Origin of the sequence: Chromobacterium alticapitis (assembly GCF_002924365.1) — a bacterium.
GTDB lineage: Bacteria > Pseudomonadota > Gammaproteobacteria > Burkholderiales > Chromobacteriaceae > Chromobacterium > Chromobacterium alticapitis.
On record NZ_PQWB01000005.1, the window covers coordinates 46,179 to 63,964 of the forward strand.

Consider the following 17,786-nt stretch of genomic DNA (forward strand, 5'->3'; position numbering starts at 1 on the left):
TCATCATGCGGGAGCTTACAGCTCGACCTGGGCGCCCAGCTCCACCACGCGGTTGGTCGGCACTTGGAAGAAGTCCGTCGCGCGCAGGGCGTTCTTGCTCATCCACATGAACAGTTTGCTGCGCCAGCGCGCCATTCCCGGATGCTCGGTGGCGACGATGGTCTCGCGCGACAGGAAGAAGGACGTGTCCATCAGTTCCATCTCCAGGCCGTCCTTGGCGCACATTTCCAACACCTGCAGCACGTTCGGGTCTTCCTTGAAGCCGTAGCGCGCCACTACGCGCCAGAACGAGGCCGACATCTGCACCACGTCCAGTCTGTCATCGTCGGAAATATACGGCACATCCTCGGTGCGCACCGTCATCAGCACGACTCGCTCATGCAGCACCTTGTTGTGTTTCAGATTATGCAGCATCGCGTGCGGCACGCCGTGCAAGGTGCTGGTCAGGAACACCGCGGTGCCCTGCACGCGCGTCGGCGGGAAGGCTTCCAGATTCTCGATGAAGCCTTCCAGCGGCAGCGCTTGTTCGCGCAGGCGGTTGAACAGCAGCTCGCGGCCGCGCTTCCAGGTGCTCATCAAGAGGAAGATCACCGCGCCCATCGCCAGCGGCAGCCAGCCGCCGTCGCCTATCTTGTGGAAGTTGGCGCTGAAGAAGGCGAAGTCGATGATGCCGAAGAACACGGTGATGCTCAGCGCCAGCGGCAGCGGCCAGCGCCAGTTGACCCGCGCCACCACGAAGAACAGCAGGGTGGTGATCAGCATGGTGCCGGTGACGGCGATGCCGTAGGCCGCGGCCAGGCTGTCGGACGAGCGGAAGGTCAGCACCACGATCATCACGGATATCATCAGCAGCCAGTTGATGAAGGGCATGTAGATCTGGCCGATTTCCTGCGCCGAAGTGTGCTCCACCTCCATGCGCGGGCTGTAGCCCAGCTGTATGGCCTGGCGCGACAGCGAGAAGGCGCCGGAGATCACCGCCTGCGAGGCGATGACGGTAGCCAGGGTGGCCAGCATGATCAGCGGCACCAGGCCCCAGTCCGGCGCCAGGATGAAGAAGGGGTTCTTGATGGCGGACGGATCGCGCATCAGCAGCGCGCCCTGGCCGAAGTAGTTCAGGGCCAGGCCAGGCAGCACCAGAGCAAACCAGGCGCGGCGGATCGGCGTCTTGCCGAAGTGGCCCATGTCGGCGTACAGCGCCTCGGCGCCTGTCAAGGCCAGCACTACCGAGCCCAGCGTCAGGAAGGCGTGGAAACCGTGCTGCTGGACGAAGTACAGGGCGTGCAGCGGATTCAGGCCGTGCAGCACGGCCGGCGTGACCAGAATTTCCTTGAGGCCCATCAGGCCTATGGTGGCGAACCACACCATCATCACCGGGCCGAACAGCATGCCCACCTTGGCGGTGCCGAAGCGCTGCAGCAGGAACAGGCCCAGCAGCACGCTGACCGCTACCGGCAGCACCCAGGTTTGCATCGCGGGCGACAGCACTTCCATGCCTTCCGCCGCCGACAGCACCGAGATGGCCGGCGTGATGATGGCGTCGCCATAGAACAGCGAGGCGCCGAACAGGCCGAGCAGCACGATCTTCCAGCGCGCGGCGTGGGTGGTGTAATGGCGCGCCAACGCCATCAGCGCCATGATGCCGCCCTCGCCGCGGTTGTCCGCGCGCAGGATGAAGGCGACGTATTTGATCGAGACCACGAAGATCAGCGACCAGAAGATCAGCGACAGGATGCCGAAGATGTTTTCAGGAGTGGTGGGGATGTTTTGGCCGGTGAAGCATTCGCGCAGCGTATACAGCGGGCTGGTGCCGATATCGCCGTAGACCACGCCCAGCGCGGCCAGCGTCAGGCCAGCCATGGCCTGTTTCTTGTGATCCTGCATAAGTTTCCATTGCGGGTTGTGCATCGCGCATGCCGCGGCGGCGATGCGAGAGCCGGATGCATCTTGGGCCTGCGTCGTAACATCATAGTGGATGAAGGCGACGGAATAAAAAAGCCGTAAAAGTGCTCGGAGCGCGCAGGTTACTCCAGAGCGACTGGGCAGCCAAGAGGGCGTAGCCGCGCGGCTGGCAGGGTTGTTGTAGCGCAGCAACTGTCGAAATGGCCGGCGTTGACGGCGCGGGCCTGGGCGTGAGAAGGGGCGACGCTTGGCCGCCAAGGCGGGACGACGCTACAATCATAGCCATTTAGCCGAATTCCAAGGACGCACCATGCGCGCATCGCAGTTTTTCATTTCCACTCTGAAGGAAGCTCCCGCCGACGCCGACATCACCAGCCAGAAGCTGATGATGCGCGCCGGCTTCATCCGCAAGCAGGCCGCCGGCATCTACTCCTGGATGCCGATGGGACTGCGCGTGCTGCGCAAGGTTGAGAACATCATCCGCGAGGAAATGAACCGCGCCGGCGCCATCGAGGTGAGCCTGCCGGTGGTGCAGCCGGCCGAGCTGTGGCAGGAAACCGGCCGCTGGGACGCGATGGGCGCCGAGCTGCTGCGCTTCAAGGACCGTCACGAGCGCGATTTCGCGCTGCAGCCGACGGCCGAGGAAGTGATCACCGACATCGCCCGCCGCGAGCTGCGCAGCTACCGCGCGCTGCCGAAGAACTTCTTCCAGATCCAGACCAAGTTCCGCGACGAGCGCCGTCCGCGCTTCGGCGTGATGCGCGGCCGCGAGTTCACCATGAAGGATGCGTACTCGTTCGACCGCAGCGCCGAAGACGCCGGCAAGAGCTATGACAATATGTACGCGGCCTACCGTCGCATCTTCGACCGCTTCGGCCTGACCTACCGCGCGGTGGCGGCCGACACCGGCGCCATCGGCGGCGACCGCTCGCATGAATTCCAGGTGATCGCCGACACCGGCGAAGACGCCATCGTCTACTGTCCGCAATCGGAATACGCCGCCAATATCGAACTGGCCGAAGCCGTGGCGCCGGCCGGCGAGCGCGCCGCAGCCTCTGCCGCGTTGACCAAGGCGCATACGCCTAAGGTCAAGACCATCGCCGAGCTGGTGGACTTCCTGAAGATCGATATCCAGCAGACCGTCAAGGCGGTGGTGGTGGAAGGCGAAGAGGGCGAGGCGGTGCTGATGCTGGTGCGCGGCGACCATGAGCTGAACGAAGTGAAAGCGCAAAAAGTGGCCGGCATCAAGAACCCGCTGGCTTTCGCCAGCCCGGCCGCCATCCGCGACGCCTTCGGCGCCAATCCCGGCTCGCTGGGCCCGGTGGGCTTCCAGGGCCGCGTGATCGCCGACCGCACCGTGGCCAAGATGGCCGACTTCGTCATCGGCGCGAATGAGGACGACCAGCACTACACCGGCGCCAACTTCGGCCGCGACTGCGCCGAGCCGGAAGTGTTCGACATCCGCAACGTGGTGGAAGGCGATCCGTCGCCGGACGGCCAGGGCCTGCTGGCCATCCAGCGCGGCATCGAAGTGGGCCACGTGTTCTACCTGGGCACCAAGTACTCCGCCGCGATGAACGCCACCTTCCTGGACGAAGACGGCAAACCCAAGCCGTTCGAAATGGGTTGCTACGGCATAGGCGTGACCCGCATCCTGGGCGCCGCCATCGAGCAGAATTACGACGATAAGGGCATGATCTGGCCGGATGCCATGGCGCCGTTCGCCGTGGTGATCTGCCCGGTGGGCTACGACCGCTCCGACGCGGTGAAGGAAGCCGCCGACAAGCTGTATGCGGATCTGGCCGCCAAGGGCGTGGACGTGATGCTGGACGACCGCGGAGAGCGCCCGGGCGCGATGTTCGCCGACTGGGAACTGATCGGCGCGCCGCACCGCGTCACCATCGGCGACCGCGGCCTGAAGGAAGGCAAGGTGGAATACCAGCATCGCCGAGACAGCGAGGCCACCGCCGTCGCCGCCGACGCCATCCTGGACCACGTGCTGTCCAAGCTGGCGTGATGAAACGGACCCCCAGCTCTTCAGCCTGTGAACCGCTGCGCGCAGGCGCGGCGGTTTGCTCCCTTCACCCTTCGAGGGAGAGGGGGTGGGGGAGAGGGGGCGCGCTGCGCGCATTGGCGCTGGCGGTTCTGTTGTTGCCTGCCTTCGCCGATGCAGGCGCGCAAAAGGAAGAAGCTTTGTCGGCCAATGTGGCCACGGCGATGAGCCGTTCCATCTCGGACGTCAACGCGCCGCGGCTGGTGTTCGACAACCCGCGCGAGGGGCAGGCCTGGCTGGCGGAAATGTCATCCCGGCTGCAAAAGAAAATCCCGGACCCGTGGATGCGCGAGCGCCTGCTCACCGCCATCCAGTACGAGGCGACGCGCGCGGGGCTGGACCCGCAGTTGGTGCTGGGGCTGATCCAGGTGGAGAGCGGCTTCAACAAATACGCCGTCTCCGGCGCCGGCGCGCGCGGCCTGATGCAGGTCATGCCGTTCTGGACCCGCCACATCGGCGCGCCGCAGCACAATCTATTCGATCTCAGCACCAATCTGCGCTACGGCTGCACCATCTTGCGCCATTATCTCGATATCGAGCGCGGCAATCTGTACCGCGCGCTGGGCCGCTACAACGGCAGCCTGGGCCAGCCGGAATACCCGAATATGGTGATGGGCGCCTGGCGCAAGCGCTGGGCGTGGACGCCGCCCTCCGCGTTGCGCACGGCGGCTTTGCCATGAAAAAACCGGCCTGATGGCCGGTTTCGTTTTTTCGCGGCGCGAGGCGCTCAGTCCTCTTGCGCTTGCAGCATTTTCTTCAGCAGGCGCGCCAGCGTTTCACGCTCCTCGCCGTCCAGCATTTCCAGCAGTTCCGACTCCGCCGCCAGGTGATGGCCTGCCGCGTCTTCAATGACTTGAAAGCCCTTGGGCGTGAGGGTGACGATGACGCCGCGGCGGTCGTCCGGGTCCGGCGAGCGGTGGACCAGGCCGGCCTCTTCCAGGCGGTTGATGCGATTGGTCAGCGCGCCGGATGAGATCAGCACCATGCCTTGCAGCTGATTGGGCGACAGCTGGTAGGGTTCGCCGCGGCGGCGCAGGGCCGCCAGCACGTCGAATTCGCCTACATTGAGATTATGGCGGGACAAATCCTGCAGCACCCGGCGGGTGATGAAGTATTCCATCCGCACGATGCGGCCGATGACTTGCGTGGCGGAGGTGTCGAGATCGGGACGGACTTCATTCCACAGGGCGACGATGCGGTCAATCTGGTCTGGGGCTTGCTGCATGCTGCTGGTTCCTGATCAAAAGTAAATGCGCGAATCCGGTCGGGCGCAAGAGTATCACGACTTCAAAATATACTATCTTCATGTGGAGACAACTTGCCGCAGATCAGTTGCGGCTCCGGGGCGGTCTTGCCGCAGATGAGAATTTTGGATATATTTGCATGTGAAGAATCTTTATCTGAAGATATTGCCGCGATAGCGGCGGGAGCCAAGATTGAAAACAGCGGTACGCGGCGATGTGCTGAGCTTCCGGGACAATCCGTTCCGGCAGGCCGAGCAGGATTGCCTGGCATTCCAGCGCGACGCGCTGGTGGTGATGGAAAACGGATGCATAGCCGCTTGCGGCCCGGCGGCCGAGTTGCTGCCCACGCTGCCGGCCGGCAGCGCCGTGGCGCACTATCCGGATCACCTGATCTTGCCGGGCTTCATCGACTGCCACGTCCACTATCCGCAAACCGAGATGATGGCGGCCTACGGCGAACAGTTGCTGGACTGGCTGCATCATTACACTTTCGTCACCGAGCAGGGCTTCGCCGACGCGGAGCATGCGCGCGAAGTGGCGCGCGTGTTCCTGGGCGAGCAGTTGCGCAATGGCGTCACCACCGGCTGTGTGTTCGGGACCGTGCATGCAGGTTCGGTTGATGCGCTGTTCGAGGAGGCGGCACGGCATGATCTACGCATCCTGGCGGGCAAAGTATGCATGGACCGCCACGCGCCGGAGGCCTTGCTCGACACGCCGCTTGCCGCCTACGAGGATTCGCGCGAGCTGATCCTGCGCTGGCACGGCAAGGGCCGCGCCGAGTACGTCATCACGCCGCGCTTCGCGCCGACTTCCAGCCATGGCCAGCTGGAAATGCTGGGCGCGCTGGCGGCGGAGTTCCCGGACGTCGCCATCCAGTCCCATATCTCGGAAAACTTGGACGAGATCGCCTGGGTCAAGCAGCTATTCCCCGGCTGCCGCGATTACGCCAGCGTTTATCAGCGCTACGGCCTGCTGCGGCCGCGCGCGGTCTACGGCCATGGCATCCACCTGTCCGAAGCCGAGCTGAATGCCTTCCGCGACAGTGGCGCGTCCTTGGCGCATTGTCCCACCTCCAACTTTTTCCTCGGCTCCGGCAGCCTGAATCTGCGCCCCTGCGTGGAAGCGGAACGGCCGATACCCGTCGGCCTCGGCACCGACCTGGGCGCCGGCACCAGCTTTTCCATGCTGCAAACGATGAACGCGGCCTATATGGCGGCGCAAAGCCACGGCAAGCCGCTGTCGGCTGTCCAGGCTTTCTATCTGGCGACGCGCGGCGGCGCCGAGGCGCTGGGCATCGCCGACAAGGTGGGCAGCGTGACGCCGGGCATGGAGGCCGATCTGGCGGTGCTGGATCTGCGTTCCACCCCGCTCTTGGATTTCCGCATGCGCTATGCGCGCGATCTTTCAGAGGTGCTGTTTATCCAGATGATGCTGGGCGACGACCGCGCGGTGGCGGCGACGTATGTTGCCGGCCGGGAGGCCTATCGGCGCGGCGTTTGAGGCGGGCGCGAAGCGCAGGGATGAAGTGGGCGAAGCGGCGCAGAGCCGATTCGCCCTTTTTGTGGATAATTTCCCTGAGTGGAAAATTCTGTGGATAAGTGGGCGGGCCGTGTTTTCACGTATTTCGCTTGAGCGCGCGCGGCTTTATACCAAGCGGAAGCGGCGGGCTCAGTCGGGCGGGCCGCGTTTCGAATGGAGGCCGCATGTTTTTCCCCTGGTTCTGGATTTTCGCGCCGCAAATTCATTTGCCTTTCAGCGGCAATGTGCTGCAAGACATCGATCCCGCCACCTACTGGCTGAACCTATTCACGCCGTGGTGGGGCGGCCGCTGGCAGTGGCATGATTTGAAGGCCTACCGGCAGGCTCTGGAGCAGTTGACGCCCAACCCTGCTCCCGCGCAGGGCTCTCCTGAAGAGGCTGCGCTGACGACTTTGCGAGGCTGGGCGGAGGAGGCCTCCGCGGCGCGCGTGCTGGTTCTGCATCCGGCCCGTTGAGGCTGGTCTGCAGCGTCGCTGTTGAGGGTGTTATCAACCATGGCGCGATCGGCACGGAGGCGGGGATTCCCGTTTCACGGTGCCGGATAAGTGCAGCTCTGCGTGCGCTGGCGCCGGGGATTATTTGCCGCCGCGCGGCGGCTTGGGCAGCAGTTCCAGGCGGGTGCCGGCCAGCCTGTCGTGCAGGTGGCGGCCATCCTTGTCGTAATAGCGGGCCAGGAAGGGCAACAGCCACCAGGCCAGCGCCAGCCATTTGGCCGCGGGATGGTCGCCGTAGCTGCGCAGCCAGCCCAGGTAGGAGATGATGGGCAGGCCGATGAACAACATCGCGGCCACGGCGAAGCGCATCAGCGCCTGTTGCCAGTTCAGCAGCCGGCCATCGGCCGCGACCAGCCGGATATGCCAGGTTTTCATCGCGGCGGTTTGGCCGCTGCGGGTCCAGCAATAACCGAAGTAAGCGAACAGCACGCCGGCGGCGGCTATCTGGATCAGGCTGTGCAGCAGCCAGGAGTCCTGGCCCAACATCTTTTGCAGCGGGGTCAGCACGGCGCTGGTGATCAGCAGCATGGCGACGATCAATAGCGACTCGTAGAACAGGCTGGCCAGGCAACGGGCCAGGCTAGGGGTGGCGGCTTGGTTCATTGGGCGGCGGAGGTATCGGTTCGGGCGTGTTGCAGCCGCAGGCGGCGCATCACCTGCTCGCGCCGCTCGGGTGCCATTTGCTGCAGTTTCTTCCAGTTGGCGCGGATTTCCAGCCGCTGTTGCGGCGTCAGGCTGGACCAGGCTTTCAGTTTCTGCTGCGCTCGCTGCTGCTGTTCCGGCGGAAGATGGTTGAGGCCAGGCACAATGGCAAGCAAACTCTGCTTCTTGTCCGGCGCGTAACGATTCCATTCTCCGGCCAGCGGCGACAGCACTTGCTGCTGCCGGGTGTCCAGCTGGCTCCAATCGGGGTTGGCCAGGGGAGAGGCGGTGGCGGAAGCGGAGAAAAGCAGACCGGCCAGATTTGCCGCCAGGACCAGGCTTGCGGCCTTATTCATGCAGCCCCCTGCTGAAGTGCGGCTCCAGCAGCGAGTCCAAGGGCAGGTCTTGCGACAGCACGGCGGCGTCCACCGATTCGGTTTCGACCAGCAGGCCTTCGGCCAGCATCATGCCGGCGGCGGCTATCGCGGCGAAACCGAGCGCGGCGCCGCTGCGGCGCAGCATCACGAGGTGGCGCTGCGCCCATATCGCCAGCTTTTCATGCAAGCCCATGCGCTGGGCGGCGCGCTGGTCGTACTGGCGCAGGGCATTTTGCCGCGCGGCGCGCAGCCGGGCCAGCTGTTGCGGCGTGGGGTCGGAGGAGGTGTTGTCCAGAATGCGGGTGATGTGGTTCGGCAAATGGTCGCCCGGGCTATCGTTGGCGTGTTTCACAGCAGTACTCCCTTTTGCGCAAGAATGGCGGCCAGGGTGTGGTTGGCGCGCGAGCAATGCGTCTTGACGCTGCCTTCCGAACATCCCATCACCAGCGCGGTTTCGGCAACGTCCAATCCTTCCCAGTAACGCAGCAGAAAGGCCTCGCGTTGACGGGCGGGCAGCAGTTGCAGCGAGGCGTCTATCATCAGCGCCACTTCCTTGCGCTGATACCACTGTTCCGGATTGGTGTGCGCCTCGTCGGCGGCGACGTCTAGCGTTTCCAGCGGATCGGGAGAGTCGTCTTCGGCATGGGTGGGGATCAGCGAGGACAGCAGCGTGCTGACGAAGCTGCGTACTTTGCTGCGGCGGTAGTGATCGCGGATGGTGTTTTGCAGAATGCGCTGGAAGATCAGCGGCAGTTCCGCGGCCGGCGCGTGGGCGTAGCGGTCGGCCAACTTCATCATCGAATCCTGCACGATGTCCAGCGCATTGTCTTCCTGCCGCACCGCGTACAGGGCCTGCTTGAAGGCGCGTTTCTCCACCGACTCGAGGAAGTCGGCCATTTCCTTGCGGCTTGCCATCTGTGCGTTTCAGGTTGATGCCAACCAACGATGGTAACAGAGCAGGATAGACTAGGCTAGTCTGTTTTTTTGCCTGAAATAACCGTGGTTTAGCGTCATTTTGCACCTGCACAAAAGCACTTGACCATGCTTCGAGCAATACGCTAAGGTCTTTGAGCAAACGGGATGAAATTATTACGAAATAGAGGCGATATGCAGATATCGGGCGCCGAAATAGTGGTCCGCTGCCTGCAGGAAGAGGGAGTCGAGTTCGTCTTCGGCTATCCGGGCGGCGCGGTACTGGAAATCTACGATGCCATCTTCCGGCAGGACAAGTTCAAACACGTGCTGGTCAGGCACGAGCAGGCGGCTACGCACGCCGCCGACGCCTACTCGCGTTCCAGCGACAAGGTGGGCGTGGCGCTGGTGACTTCCGGTCCCGGCGCGACCAACGCCGTGACCGGCATCGCCACCGCCTATATGGACTCCATCCCCATGGTGGTGATCTCCGGCCAGGTGCCGTCGCCGGCCATCGGTCTGGACGCGTTCCAGGAGGTGGACATGGTGGGCATCACCCGTCCCTGTGTGAAGCATAACTTCCTGGTCAAGGACGTGGGCGAGATCGCCGCGACGATCAAAAAGGCTTTTTACATCGCCCAGAGCGGCCGTCCCGGCCCGGTGGTGGTGGACATTCCCAAGGACATCACCCAGCAGCGCGCGGAGTTCCGTTACCCGGACAGCGTGCACATCCGCTCCTATGTGCCGGCTACCCGCGGCCACAGCGGGCAGATCAAGAAGGCGGTGAACCTGCTGCTTGAGGCCAAGCGTCCTTACATCTATGTCGGCGGCGGCGCGGTGCAGGGCCGCGCCGAGGCCGAAGTGACCGAGCTGGTGCGGTCCTTGAACCTGCCGTGCACCAACACGCTGATGGGCCTGGGCGCCTATCCGGGCTCGGACCGCCAGTTCCTGGGCATGCTGGGCATGCACGGCACTTATGAAGCCAATATGGCGATGCAGTATTGCGACGTGCTGATCGCCGTGGGCGCGCGTTTCGACGACCGCGTGATCAGCGTGCCCTCGCATTTCCTGAGCCAGCCCAAGAAGATCATCCATATAGACGTCGATCCGTCTTCGATCTCCAAGCGCGTCAAGGCCGACATACCCATCGTCGGCGACGTCAAACTGGTGCTGCGCGAAATGCTGGAGCAGCTGAAACAATCCGGCCAGAAGCCGGATGGTTCGGCATTGAACCAGTGGTGGAAGCGGATAGAGGAATGGCGCGGCCACGATTGTCTGCTGTATACACCGTCCGACGAGCTGATCAAGCCGCAGATGGTGGTGCAGACGCTGTACGACATCACCGGGGGCCAGGCCATCGTCACTTCGGACGTGGGCCAGCATCAGATGTGGGCGGCGCAGTATTACAAGTTCGACCGCCCCAAGCAGTGGCTGAATTCCGGCGGTCTCGGCACCATGGGCTTCGGCCTGCCGGCAGCCATAGGCGCGCAGCTGGCCAATCCGCGCGCACAAGTGGCCTGCATCACCGGCGAAGGCTCGATCCAGATGAACATCCAGGAGCTGTCCACCGCCAAGCAGTACCACACGCCGGTGAAAGTGGTGGCGCTGAACAACCGCTACCTGGGCATGGTGCGCCAGTGGCAGGAGTTTTTCTACGGCACCCGCTATTCCGAGTCCTACATGGACGCGCTGCCGGACTTCGTCAAGATCGCCGAGGCCTATGGCCACGTCGGCTTCAAAGTGGAGAACCCGGCGGACGTGGAGCCGGTGCTGCGCGAGGCCTTCAGCGACAAGCTGAAGGAGCGGCTGGTGTTCCTGGACTTCCGCACCGACCAGTCGGAGAACGTGTTCCCGATGATCCAGAACGGCAAGGGCCTGGATCAGATGGACCTGCCGGCGCACATGCGCGCCATCCAGCAGGTGCCTTTCGAGAACAACCGTGACTACGGCAATATGTGCTAAGGCGGCCGGCATGCGACACATTTTATCCATACTTCTGGAAAACGAGGCGGGCGCGCTGTCGCGCGTCGTCGGGCTGTTTTCGGCCCGCGCCTACAACATCGATTCGCTGACAGTGTCCACCACCGAGGACCCGACGCTGTCGCGGATGACCATCGTCACCCACGGTTCCGACGAAGTCATCGAGCAGATCACCAAGCAGCTCAACAAGCTGATCGAGGTGGTCAAGGTGATAGACCTCAATGAATCCGAACACATCGAACGCGAGATGATGCTGATCAAGGTCCGCGCCGTAGGCAAGGACCGCGAGGAGATGAAGCGGATGGCCGACATCTTCCGCGGACGCATCATCGACGTGACGGAAAAGACTTACACCATCGAGCTGACTGGTACGAGCGAGAAGCTCGGCGCCTTTATCGAGGCGGTGGACCGCACAGTGATCCTGGAAACGGTCCGTACCGGCGCATCCGGCATCGGTCGAGGCGAGCGGGTTCTGAAAATCTGAGCAGGACTGCAAGTCCCTTAGCAAACAATACCAAGGATAAAGAAATGAAAGTTTATTACGACAAAGACGCCGACCTCTCCATCATCAAGGACAAGAAAGTGGCCATCATCGGCTACGGTTCGCAAGGCCATGCGCATGCGCAGAACCTGAAGGAGTCGGGCGTCGACGTCATCGTCGGCCTGCGCAAGGACGGCGCGTCGTGGAAGAAGGCCGAAGCGGCCGGCCACAAGGTCAAGGAAGTGGCCGAGGCGGTGAAGAAGGCCGACGTGGTGATGATCCTGCTGCCGGATGAGTCCCAGCCGGACGTATACCACAAGGACATCGCGCCCAACCTGAAGAAGGGCGCCGCGCTGGCCTTCGCCCACGGCTTCAACATCCATTACAACCAGATCGTGCCGCCGGCTGACGTCGACGTGATCATGGTGGCGCCGAAAGGCCCGGGCCACACCGTGCGCTCCGAATACCTGAAGGGCGGCGGCGTGCCGACTCTGATCGCCGTTTACCAGGACAAGTCCGGCAAGGCGCGCGACGTCGCGCTGTCCTATGCGGCGGCGAATGGCGGCACCAAGGGCGGCGTGATCGAGACCAATTTCCGCGAGGAAACCGAGACCGACCTGTTCGGCGAACAGGCCGTGCTGTGCGGCGGCGCCGTCGAGCTGGTGAAGGCCGGTTTCGAGACCCTGGTGGAAGCCGGCTACGCGCCGGAAATGGCCTACTTCGAGTGCCTGCACGAGCTGAAGCTGATCGTCGACCTGATGTACGAAGGCGGCATCGCCAATATGAACTACTCCATCTCCAACAATGCGGAGTACGGCGAGTACGTGACCGGCCCGGAAGTGGTGACTTCCGCCACCAAGGAAGCGATGAAAAAGGCGCTGTACCGCATCCAGAGCGGCGAATACGCCAAGATGTTCATCCTGGAAGGCAAGACCAACTACCCGTCCATGACGGCCCGCCGCCGTCTGACCGCCGCCCACCCGATCGAGAAAGTCGGCGCCGAGCTGCGCGCGATGATGCCGTGGATCGCCAAGAACAAGCTGGTGGACCAGTCCAAGAACTGATCTTCTGTTTGGTGTTTGGAAAAGACAAAGCCGGGCGGAATGCCCGGCTTTTTTTTGCGTTTACTCCCGCATGAACAAGGGGGAGGCGGCGGTGAGCGGATTGCCTAGCCAGGCGCTGTGGAAGCGCTGCAGCGCGGCGTCTACGTCCGGCGTGGAGGCGAACAACTGGCGATAGGTATCCGCCGGCAAGGTGGCCGCGCCGATGCCGGCGCGGGCGCATTGCAGGAATTGTTCGGCCGATTTGACCGCCGCGCCCATGATGACGGTGCGCTGTCCGTAGCGCTGCAGGATTTGCTGAGACTCTTGCAGCAAGGCGGCGGCATCCATGCCGGCTTGTTCGATGCGATTGAGATAGGGCGCGGCGTAGCGCACGCCCAGCAGGCCGGCCAGCGCGATCTGCCGCGATTCGAAGATGGCGGTGGCCAAGGTGGGAATGCCTTCGCGCTCCAGCGCCGCCATGCTCTGGAAGCCTTCGCCGACGGCGGGAACCTTGACCACGATGCGCTCGCTTCTGGCGGCTAGGCGGCGCGCTTGGCGCAGCTGCGCTTCGGATTCGCTGGCGGTCACTTGTACCGCCAGCAGGCCGGGCTGAATGTCCAGCAAACTGTCCAGCACGGCTTCCGGCGCTTGGGAGGCGGCCGCCAGGATGGACGGGTTGGTGGTCACGCCGGCGAGCAGGCCCAGCCGGCAGGCGTGGCGTATGGTGGGGAGGTCTAGGGTATCCAGCCAGATTTGCATGGGCGTGTCTCGTCGGGATAGAAAAAACGGCGCCGTCGCGCCGTTGTGTCGTGCTGGCTTAGTCCGCCATCTTTTCGCCCATGCGCACCGGGCTGGCCGCCTGCCACTGTGGGTTGAATGTAAGCGGGCCGGCCGGGAACAGCAGCACCACGGTGGAGCCGAGCAGGAAGCGGCCCATCTCCTCGCCCTTGGCCAGGCGGATATTCTGGCCGCGGTAATCCCATTTCTCCACCGCCGGGCGGCGCGGCGGGTTGACCACGCCGTGCCAGACGGTGGCCATGCTGCCGACGATGGTGGCGCCCACCAGCACCATCACGAAGGGCTGCCCCTGTTCATCCTCGAACAGACAGACCACGCGCTCGTTGCGGGCAAACAGCCGGTCCACGCCGCGCGCGGTGGCGGGGTTCACCGAATACAGATCGCCCGGCACGTAAGTCATTTCCAGCAGCCTGCCGGCGCAGGGCATGTGGATGCGATGGTAGTCGCGCGGGCTGAGGTAGATGGTGGCGAAATGGCCGTCGGCGAAGCGGGTGGCGAGTTCGGCGTCGCCGGCCAGCAGCGCCGTGGCGCTGTAGTCGCGGCCTTTGGCCTGGAAGATGCGGCCGCTGTCCACCGGGCCGATCTGGCTGACCGCGCCGTCCACCGGGCAGGCCAGGCGTGCGTCGGTCAGCGGCCGCGCGCCCGGCTTCAGCGCGCGGGTGAAGAATTCGTTGAAGGTGGCGTAGACGGCCGGATCGCTGTCGGCGGCCTCGCTCATGTCCACGTTGTAGCGGGCGATGAAGCGGCGAATGGCTGCCGTGGTGACGCTGCCGCCTTGCCAGGAGGCGAAGCGGCCAGCCAGCCGGGTCAGCGCCAGTTTGGGCATCACATGTTGGGACAGCACGAACAGGCGCTCGGACACGGGCGTTTCCTGATAAATGAATTGAACCCCGCATTATATCGCAGCTCGGCAGACCTGGCCCGCCCTCCGGCTACTGCGGATTCCTGGGTGGATTCGCCCAGGTCCGGCTTTATGGCGGGGCGCGCGGCAGAAGCCGGCGCAGCCGCCTGACGCCGCGCTGCATGGCGAAGCGCCAGCGCGCGCCTATCCGTTTATGGACGCGCGCCTCTGCTGGATCAGAAATGGTAGCCCAGTCCCACGGACACCTCGCGGATATGCGCGTCGAAATAGGCGAGGTCTGAATGGGAGCGGCCGTAATTGCCGCTGAGAAAGGCGGACCAGGCCTTGGCGCCGAACAGGTTCTTCCGGTTTAAGCCCAGGCTGAGCAAGGTTTCTCGGCTGTCTGCTTTTTGGCCGGCGAACACGGGATTACCAGCCTGGTAACGGGTGCGGGCTGCGGCGAGTGAGGCGTTGGCCTCCCAGTCGGCCCCTTTGTAGGCATAGGCTAGTTGCATGCCGTAGCGTTTGGCGCTCATCGCCTTGCCTTCCAGATCGCTGCGCGCGTAAAGCAGGCCGGGTGTCAGGAGGTGCTCGCCCTGGCTGTCCAGTTTCCAGGCATAGCCCAGTTGTGCGCCGTAGTTGTTGCCGTTTCGCTTCAACAGGGCTTGATTGGCGAGAGACAAGCCTTGCGCTTGCCCGCTTTGCTCATTGTCCAGTTTTTGACGGGAATAATTGACGCTGGCGCTGAACGGCGTGTCCAGAATGTCGGACCATCCCAGCGTCAGGCCCATGCTTTTCAGCTTGCCGTCCTGGCGAGCGGCGTTCAAGACGTAGGGATCAAGCCATACCTCGCTCTGGCCATAAGTCAGCGCGGCGGCCACCGCTCCGGCTTGCGGCAACTGCTGGCGGACGCCCAGTTGCAGACCGCCGCCGGCGGCGAAGGTGCTGGTATTGGATGGCGATAGGAAGAGCTGGGTGCCGGTGCCGGCGAAGCCATAGCGCCATTCGCCGTCGATGAGTGGGGCGACGCCGGATTGAGAGTCGGGCGATTGCGCCAGGCCGCGGGCGATGGGCTTGCCGTCGTTGGGCGCTTTCAGAAAATTGCTTGCCAGTTGGTAGCGGCTGAGGCCCAGTTGGAAAGATCCGGAAAAGCCGCTTGCCGATTGTTCGTTTTCCGCCGCGGCAGCCAGCAAGGGAATGCTTGCCAGCATGAATACGACATAATGTTTCATTGAATTTTCCTTTGCATGGCGTCAAGAAGGCGGGGGCGGCGAGTGGCGCCTCCCGGAAATGCGTTTGTAATTTCCGGTGCGTAGCTTCCGAGGAATAGACAAATCGCAACCATCCCGTTTGCATGGCGTAGTATGGGCATGTCAACCTTTGGCAAAGCCAAAGACCGTTGCGGCGAGAACGAAAATGCATTTATTGATCATTGAGGATGACCTGGACTTGGGCCGGGCTTTGCAGGCCGCGCTGAAGGCCGAGGCGGTGACGACCGAATGGTCGCGCAAGCTGGCGGATGCCGAGGCCTTGTTCGAGCCGGACCGTTTCGATTGCGTGCTGCTGGACTTGGGCCTGCCGGACGGCAGCGGCTTGGCCTTGTTGCGCGCCTGGCGGGCTAGGCAGATCGCTGTGCCGGTGATCATGATCACGGCCAGCGCCGATTTGAGCGACAAATTGGCCGGCTTGGATGACGGCGCCGACGATTATCTGTGCAAGCCGTTCGCGGTGTCGGAAATGCTGTCGAGAGTGCGGGCGGTGTGCCGCCGCAGCGCCCGCCAGGCCAGCGAGGTCTGGAGCCTGGGCGCGCTCAGGCTCAAGCCTAACGCGCATCTGGCCTGGCTGGATGGTTCGGCGCTGGATTTATCGCCGCGCGAGTTCCGTCTGTTGGTGGAGCTCGCGCGCGACCCGAGCCGGATTGTGTCGAAAACCTTGCTGGGCCAGCGGCTGGAACCGCTTGGCGATATCGTTGACGGCGCGACGATAGAGGTGCATTTGTCCAATCTGCGCCGCAAGATAGGCGCCGAACGCATTCGCACCGTGCGCGGGGTGGGTTATCAATATGTGGTTTGAACGGGCGCGCGAGGTGTTCGCACCATCGTTGACGAGGCGAGTCTTGCTCGCCTTATTGTTGGCTTTCGCCCTGTTATGGCTGGTGCTGGTCGGCCGGGACTATGTCCAGGGCATGGCCTTGGACACGCGGCGGGAATCGCTGCTGGAAGCGACTGACATGCTGGCCTTGGTATTGGCGCAAGAGGCGCCCGGCGCGATGATGCCGGCGCTGGCGACATCGGAGCGCTTGATCAACGCCTCCCGCCGACGCAATGTGTCGTCGCAGCTTGAGTATCCCGGCGATTTGCTGATCTTGCTGCGCGAGCCGCGCAGCGGGAAGTGGCTCTATGCCTCGGCTGGCATGCGCGCGCATGCCGCGGACCTGCTAAAGGCTGACTTGGCGCAGGTGCGGGTGCGCATCGGCGGCAGGGCATTCTGGGTGGCCGAGCGCGTGTATCCGCAGGGCAGGCTGGCGGTATTCGAGCCGGAAGTTGGCGACGCGGCGGTGCTCCCTTATTTGACCCGCCAATATGTCGCGCCATTGGCCATCGCCTTTCCCTTGATCCTGTTGCCGCTGTGGTTCGCCGTGGCGCGCGGTTTGCGGCCGCTGCGGCGTTTGGCCGATTATCTGAACCGCCGCTCGGCGGATGACTTCACTCCTTTGACCATGCGTTTGCCTTATCGGGAACTGAGGCCCATCGTCCTGGCGCTGGACCAGTTGCTGAAGAGAAGCCGCGACAGCATCGCGCGCGAACGGGCCATCGTGCAGGATGCCGCGCATGAAATGAGGACGCCGCTGGCTGTGATTTCCACCCAGGCGCATGTATTGGCCGGCGAGGATGACGCCGCGGCGCGGCGGCAAAGTTTGGCCGCCTTGGAGCAGGCGGTGGCCCGCCACTCTCATTTGGTGCAACAGCTATTGAGGCTGGCGGCGCTAGAGGGAGGAGAGGAAGAAAGGCGGCAGTCGGTCGATCTGGTCGAGGTGGCGCGCAATGCCTTGATCGGCCTGTCGCCGCAGGCGGAGGCGAAAGGCATGGCGCTGGAGCTGGATTCCCCGGATGGCTTGCCGGCTAGTCTGGCCTTGGTCGCCTTTCTCTCCATTTTGGATAATTTGCTGGCCAATGCCGTGGCGTATGGCCGGCCGGGCGGCCGTGTGCGCGTGCGGCTCGCCGCGGCTTCCGGACAGGTTGAACTGGCGGTGGCGGATGATGGTCCCGGCATCGCGGCTGAGGACAAGCCGCATCTGTTCGAGCGTTTTTACCGGGGCAAGATGGCATCTGCGCCGGGTTCCGGCCTGGGGCTCGCCATTGTTTGGCAGGCGGTGCGGGCGCAGGGCGGCCGCATCCGGATGGAGGAGGGGCTGGAAGGCCGGGGTGTGGCGTTTCATGTCAGTCTGCCGTTGTCGCCTGTGGATTAGGCCGGCACGGCGCT

The 17,786-nt window shown here is 63.7% G+C and carries 18 protein-coding genes; 9 read left to right on the top strand and 9 right to left on the bottom strand.

The features are described 5' to 3' along the window. Nucleotides 1–15: 15 nt before the first annotated feature. Nucleotides 16–1,881, bottom strand: coding sequence for a low affinity potassium transporter Kup (gene kup / locus C2I19_RS00730; RefSeq protein ID WP_103900813.1), 1,866 nt, complete (start codon nt 1,879–1,881; stop codon nt 16–18). 328 nt (nt 1,882–2,209) lie between these two features. Between kup and C2I19_RS00735 the strand changes: the two genes are divergently transcribed. Continuing rightward, on the top strand, nt 2,210–3,916 hold the full coding sequence (locus tag C2I19_RS00735) for a proline--tRNA ligase (RefSeq protein ID WP_103900865.1): 1,707 nt from the start codon (nt 2,210–2,212) through the stop codon (nt 3,914–3,916). Next, nucleotides 3,916–4,632 carry a lytic transglycosylase domain-containing protein gene (locus C2I19_RS00740; protein ID WP_103900814.1) on the top strand — a complete coding sequence of 239 codons (717 nt, stop codon included), beginning with the start codon at nt 3,916–3,918 and terminating at the stop codon, nt 4,630–4,632. The genes C2I19_RS00735 and C2I19_RS00740 overlap by 1 nt, the downstream gene beginning before the upstream one ends. Before the next feature lie 47 nt (nt 4,633–4,679). Here the strand turns inward: C2I19_RS00740 and C2I19_RS00745 are convergent, their stop codons facing one another. Next, nucleotides 4,680–5,177, bottom strand: a complete 498-nt coding sequence (locus tag C2I19_RS00745; RefSeq protein ID WP_103900815.1) for a MarR family winged helix-turn-helix transcriptional regulator — start codon at nt 5,175–5,177, stop codon at nt 4,680–4,682. A 211-nt stretch (nt 5,178–5,388) separates the two neighbouring features. On the opposite strand from C2I19_RS00745, the gene guaD reads away from it, so the two are divergent. Together guaD and C2I19_RS00755 are read left to right on the top strand one after the other, a co-directional pair. After that, nucleotides 5,389–6,696, top strand: a complete 1,308-nt coding sequence (gene guaD, locus C2I19_RS00750; RefSeq protein WP_103900816.1) for a guanine deaminase — start codon at nt 5,389–5,391, stop codon at nt 6,694–6,696. A gap of 203 nt (nt 6,697–6,899) precedes the next feature. Continuing rightward, on the top strand, nt 6,900–7,190 hold the full coding sequence (locus C2I19_RS00755) for a hypothetical protein (protein WP_103900817.1): 291 nt from the start codon (nt 6,900–6,902) through the stop codon (nt 7,188–7,190). A 120-nt stretch (nt 7,191–7,310) separates the two neighbouring features. Here the strand turns inward: C2I19_RS00755 and C2I19_RS00760 are convergent, their stop codons facing one another. From C2I19_RS00760 to C2I19_RS00775, 4 genes are read right to left on the bottom strand one after another with little or no spacing between them, the layout of a single operon-like run. Then, complete coding sequence (locus C2I19_RS00760) at nt 7,311–7,832, bottom strand: RDD family protein (RefSeq protein WP_103900818.1); 522 nt, start codon at nt 7,830–7,832, stop codon at nt 7,311–7,313. Then, nucleotides 7,829–8,227, bottom strand: a complete 399-nt coding sequence (locus tag C2I19_RS00765; RefSeq protein ID WP_103900819.1) for a DUF3106 domain-containing protein — start codon at nt 8,225–8,227, stop codon at nt 7,829–7,831. The genes C2I19_RS00760 and C2I19_RS00765 overlap by 4 nt, the downstream gene beginning before the upstream one ends. Then, nucleotides 8,220–8,600, bottom strand: a complete 381-nt coding sequence (locus C2I19_RS00770) for a DUF3619 family protein (protein ID WP_158253600.1) — start codon at nt 8,598–8,600, stop codon at nt 8,220–8,222. The genes C2I19_RS00765 and C2I19_RS00770 overlap by 8 nt, the downstream gene beginning before the upstream one ends. Next, nucleotides 8,597–9,163, bottom strand: a complete 567-nt coding sequence (locus C2I19_RS00775) for an RNA polymerase sigma factor (RefSeq protein WP_103900821.1) — start codon at nt 9,161–9,163, stop codon at nt 8,597–8,599. Before C2I19_RS00775 ends, C2I19_RS00770 begins: the two co-directional genes overlap by 4 nt. A 192-nt stretch (nt 9,164–9,355) precedes the next feature. Here C2I19_RS00775 and ilvB point away from each other — a divergent pair, with 192 nt between their 5' ends. Genes ilvB through ilvC form a run of 3 tightly spaced genes read left to right on the top strand, consistent with a single transcriptional unit; the run spans nt 9,356 to nt 12,685 of the window. Further along, complete coding sequence (ilvB, locus tag C2I19_RS00780) at nt 9,356–11,122, top strand: biosynthetic-type acetolactate synthase large subunit (RefSeq protein WP_103900822.1); 1,767 nt, start codon at nt 9,356–9,358, stop codon at nt 11,120–11,122. 10 nt (nt 11,123–11,132) lie between these two features. After that, nucleotides 11,133–11,624, top strand: a complete 492-nt coding sequence (gene ilvN, locus C2I19_RS00785) for an acetolactate synthase small subunit (RefSeq protein WP_071111406.1) — start codon at nt 11,133–11,135, stop codon at nt 11,622–11,624. Between the two features lie 44 nt (nt 11,625–11,668). After that, complete coding sequence (ilvC, locus tag C2I19_RS00790; RefSeq protein ID WP_233201052.1) at nt 11,669–12,685, top strand: ketol-acid reductoisomerase; 1,017 nt, start codon at nt 11,669–11,671, stop codon at nt 12,683–12,685. Nucleotides 12,686–12,745: 60 nt separating this feature from the next. Here the strand turns inward: ilvC and C2I19_RS00795 are convergent, their stop codons facing one another. From C2I19_RS00795 to C2I19_RS00805, 3 genes are all read right to left on the bottom strand, one after another. Beyond that, on the bottom strand, nt 12,746–13,423 hold the full coding sequence (locus C2I19_RS00795) for a transaldolase family protein (RefSeq protein WP_103900824.1): 678 nt from the start codon (nt 13,421–13,423) through the stop codon (nt 12,746–12,748). A 58-nt stretch (nt 13,424–13,481) separates the two neighbouring features. After that, on the bottom strand, nt 13,482–14,324 hold the full coding sequence (asd, locus tag C2I19_RS00800) for an archaetidylserine decarboxylase (RefSeq protein ID WP_103900825.1): 843 nt from the start codon (nt 14,322–14,324) through the stop codon (nt 13,482–13,484). A 215-nt stretch (nt 14,325–14,539) separates the two neighbouring features. Then, nucleotides 14,540–15,535 (bottom strand): DUF2860 domain-containing protein, encoded by a 996-nt coding sequence (locus C2I19_RS00805; protein ID WP_103900826.1) that lies wholly within the window; start codon nt 15,533–15,535, stop codon nt 14,540–14,542. Between the two features lie 184 nt (nt 15,536–15,719). Between C2I19_RS00805 and C2I19_RS00810 the strand changes: the two genes are divergently transcribed. After that, entirely contained in the window at nt 15,720–16,376 is a 657-nt protein-coding gene (locus tag C2I19_RS00810; RefSeq protein WP_103900827.1) for a response regulator, read from the top strand. 43 nt (nt 16,377–16,419) lie between these two features. Beyond that, nucleotides 16,420–17,772 carry a HAMP domain-containing sensor histidine kinase gene (locus tag C2I19_RS00815; protein WP_158253601.1) on the top strand — a complete coding sequence of 451 codons (1,353 nt, stop codon included), beginning with the start codon at nt 16,420–16,422 and terminating at the stop codon, nt 17,770–17,772. Nucleotides 17,773–17,786: the final 14 nt, after the last annotated feature.

Bases quoted from the DNA above. Each gene is read 5' to 3' on its own strand.
- kup (WP_103900813.1), bottom strand. From the start codon at position 1,881: ATGCAGGATCACAAGAAACAGGCCATGGCTGGCCTGACGCTGGCCGCG.
- C2I19_RS00735 (WP_103900865.1), top strand. From the start codon at position 2,210: ATGCGCGCATCGCAGTTTTTCATTTCCACTCTGAAGGAAGCTCCCGCC.
- C2I19_RS00740 (WP_103900814.1), top strand. From the start codon at position 3,916: ATGAAACGGACCCCCAGCTCTTCAGCCTGTGAACCGCTGCGCGCAGGC.
- C2I19_RS00745 (WP_103900815.1), bottom strand. From the start codon at position 5,177: ATGCAGCAAGCCCCAGACCAGATTGACCGCATCGTCGCCCTGTGGAAT.
- C2I19_RS00755 (WP_103900817.1), top strand. From the start codon at position 6,900: ATGTTTTTCCCCTGGTTCTGGATTTTCGCGCCGCAAATTCATTTGCCT.
- C2I19_RS00760 (WP_103900818.1), bottom strand. From the start codon at position 7,832: ATGAACCAAGCCGCCACCCCTAGCCTGGCCCGTTGCCTGGCCAGCCTG.
- C2I19_RS00765 (WP_103900819.1), bottom strand. From the start codon at position 8,227: ATGAATAAGGCCGCAAGCCTGGTCCTGGCGGCAAATCTGGCCGGTCTG.
- C2I19_RS00775 (WP_103900821.1), bottom strand. From the start codon at position 9,163: ATGGCAAGCCGCAAGGAAATGGCCGACTTCCTCGAGTCGGTGGAGAAA.
- ilvB (WP_103900822.1), top strand. From the start codon at position 9,356: ATGCAGATATCGGGCGCCGAAATAGTGGTCCGCTGCCTGCAGGAAGAG.
- ilvN (WP_071111406.1), top strand. From the start codon at position 11,133: ATGCGACACATTTTATCCATACTTCTGGAAAACGAGGCGGGCGCGCTG.
- ilvC (WP_233201052.1), top strand. From the start codon at position 11,669: ATGAAAGTTTATTACGACAAAGACGCCGACCTCTCCATCATCAAGGAC.
- C2I19_RS00795 (WP_103900824.1), bottom strand. From the start codon at position 13,423: ATGCAAATCTGGCTGGATACCCTAGACCTCCCCACCATACGCCACGCC.
- C2I19_RS00805 (WP_103900826.1), bottom strand. From the start codon at position 15,535: ATGAAACATTATGTCGTATTCATGCTGGCAAGCATTCCCTTGCTGGCT.
- C2I19_RS00810 (WP_103900827.1), top strand. From the start codon at position 15,720: ATGCATTTATTGATCATTGAGGATGACCTGGACTTGGGCCGGGCTTTG.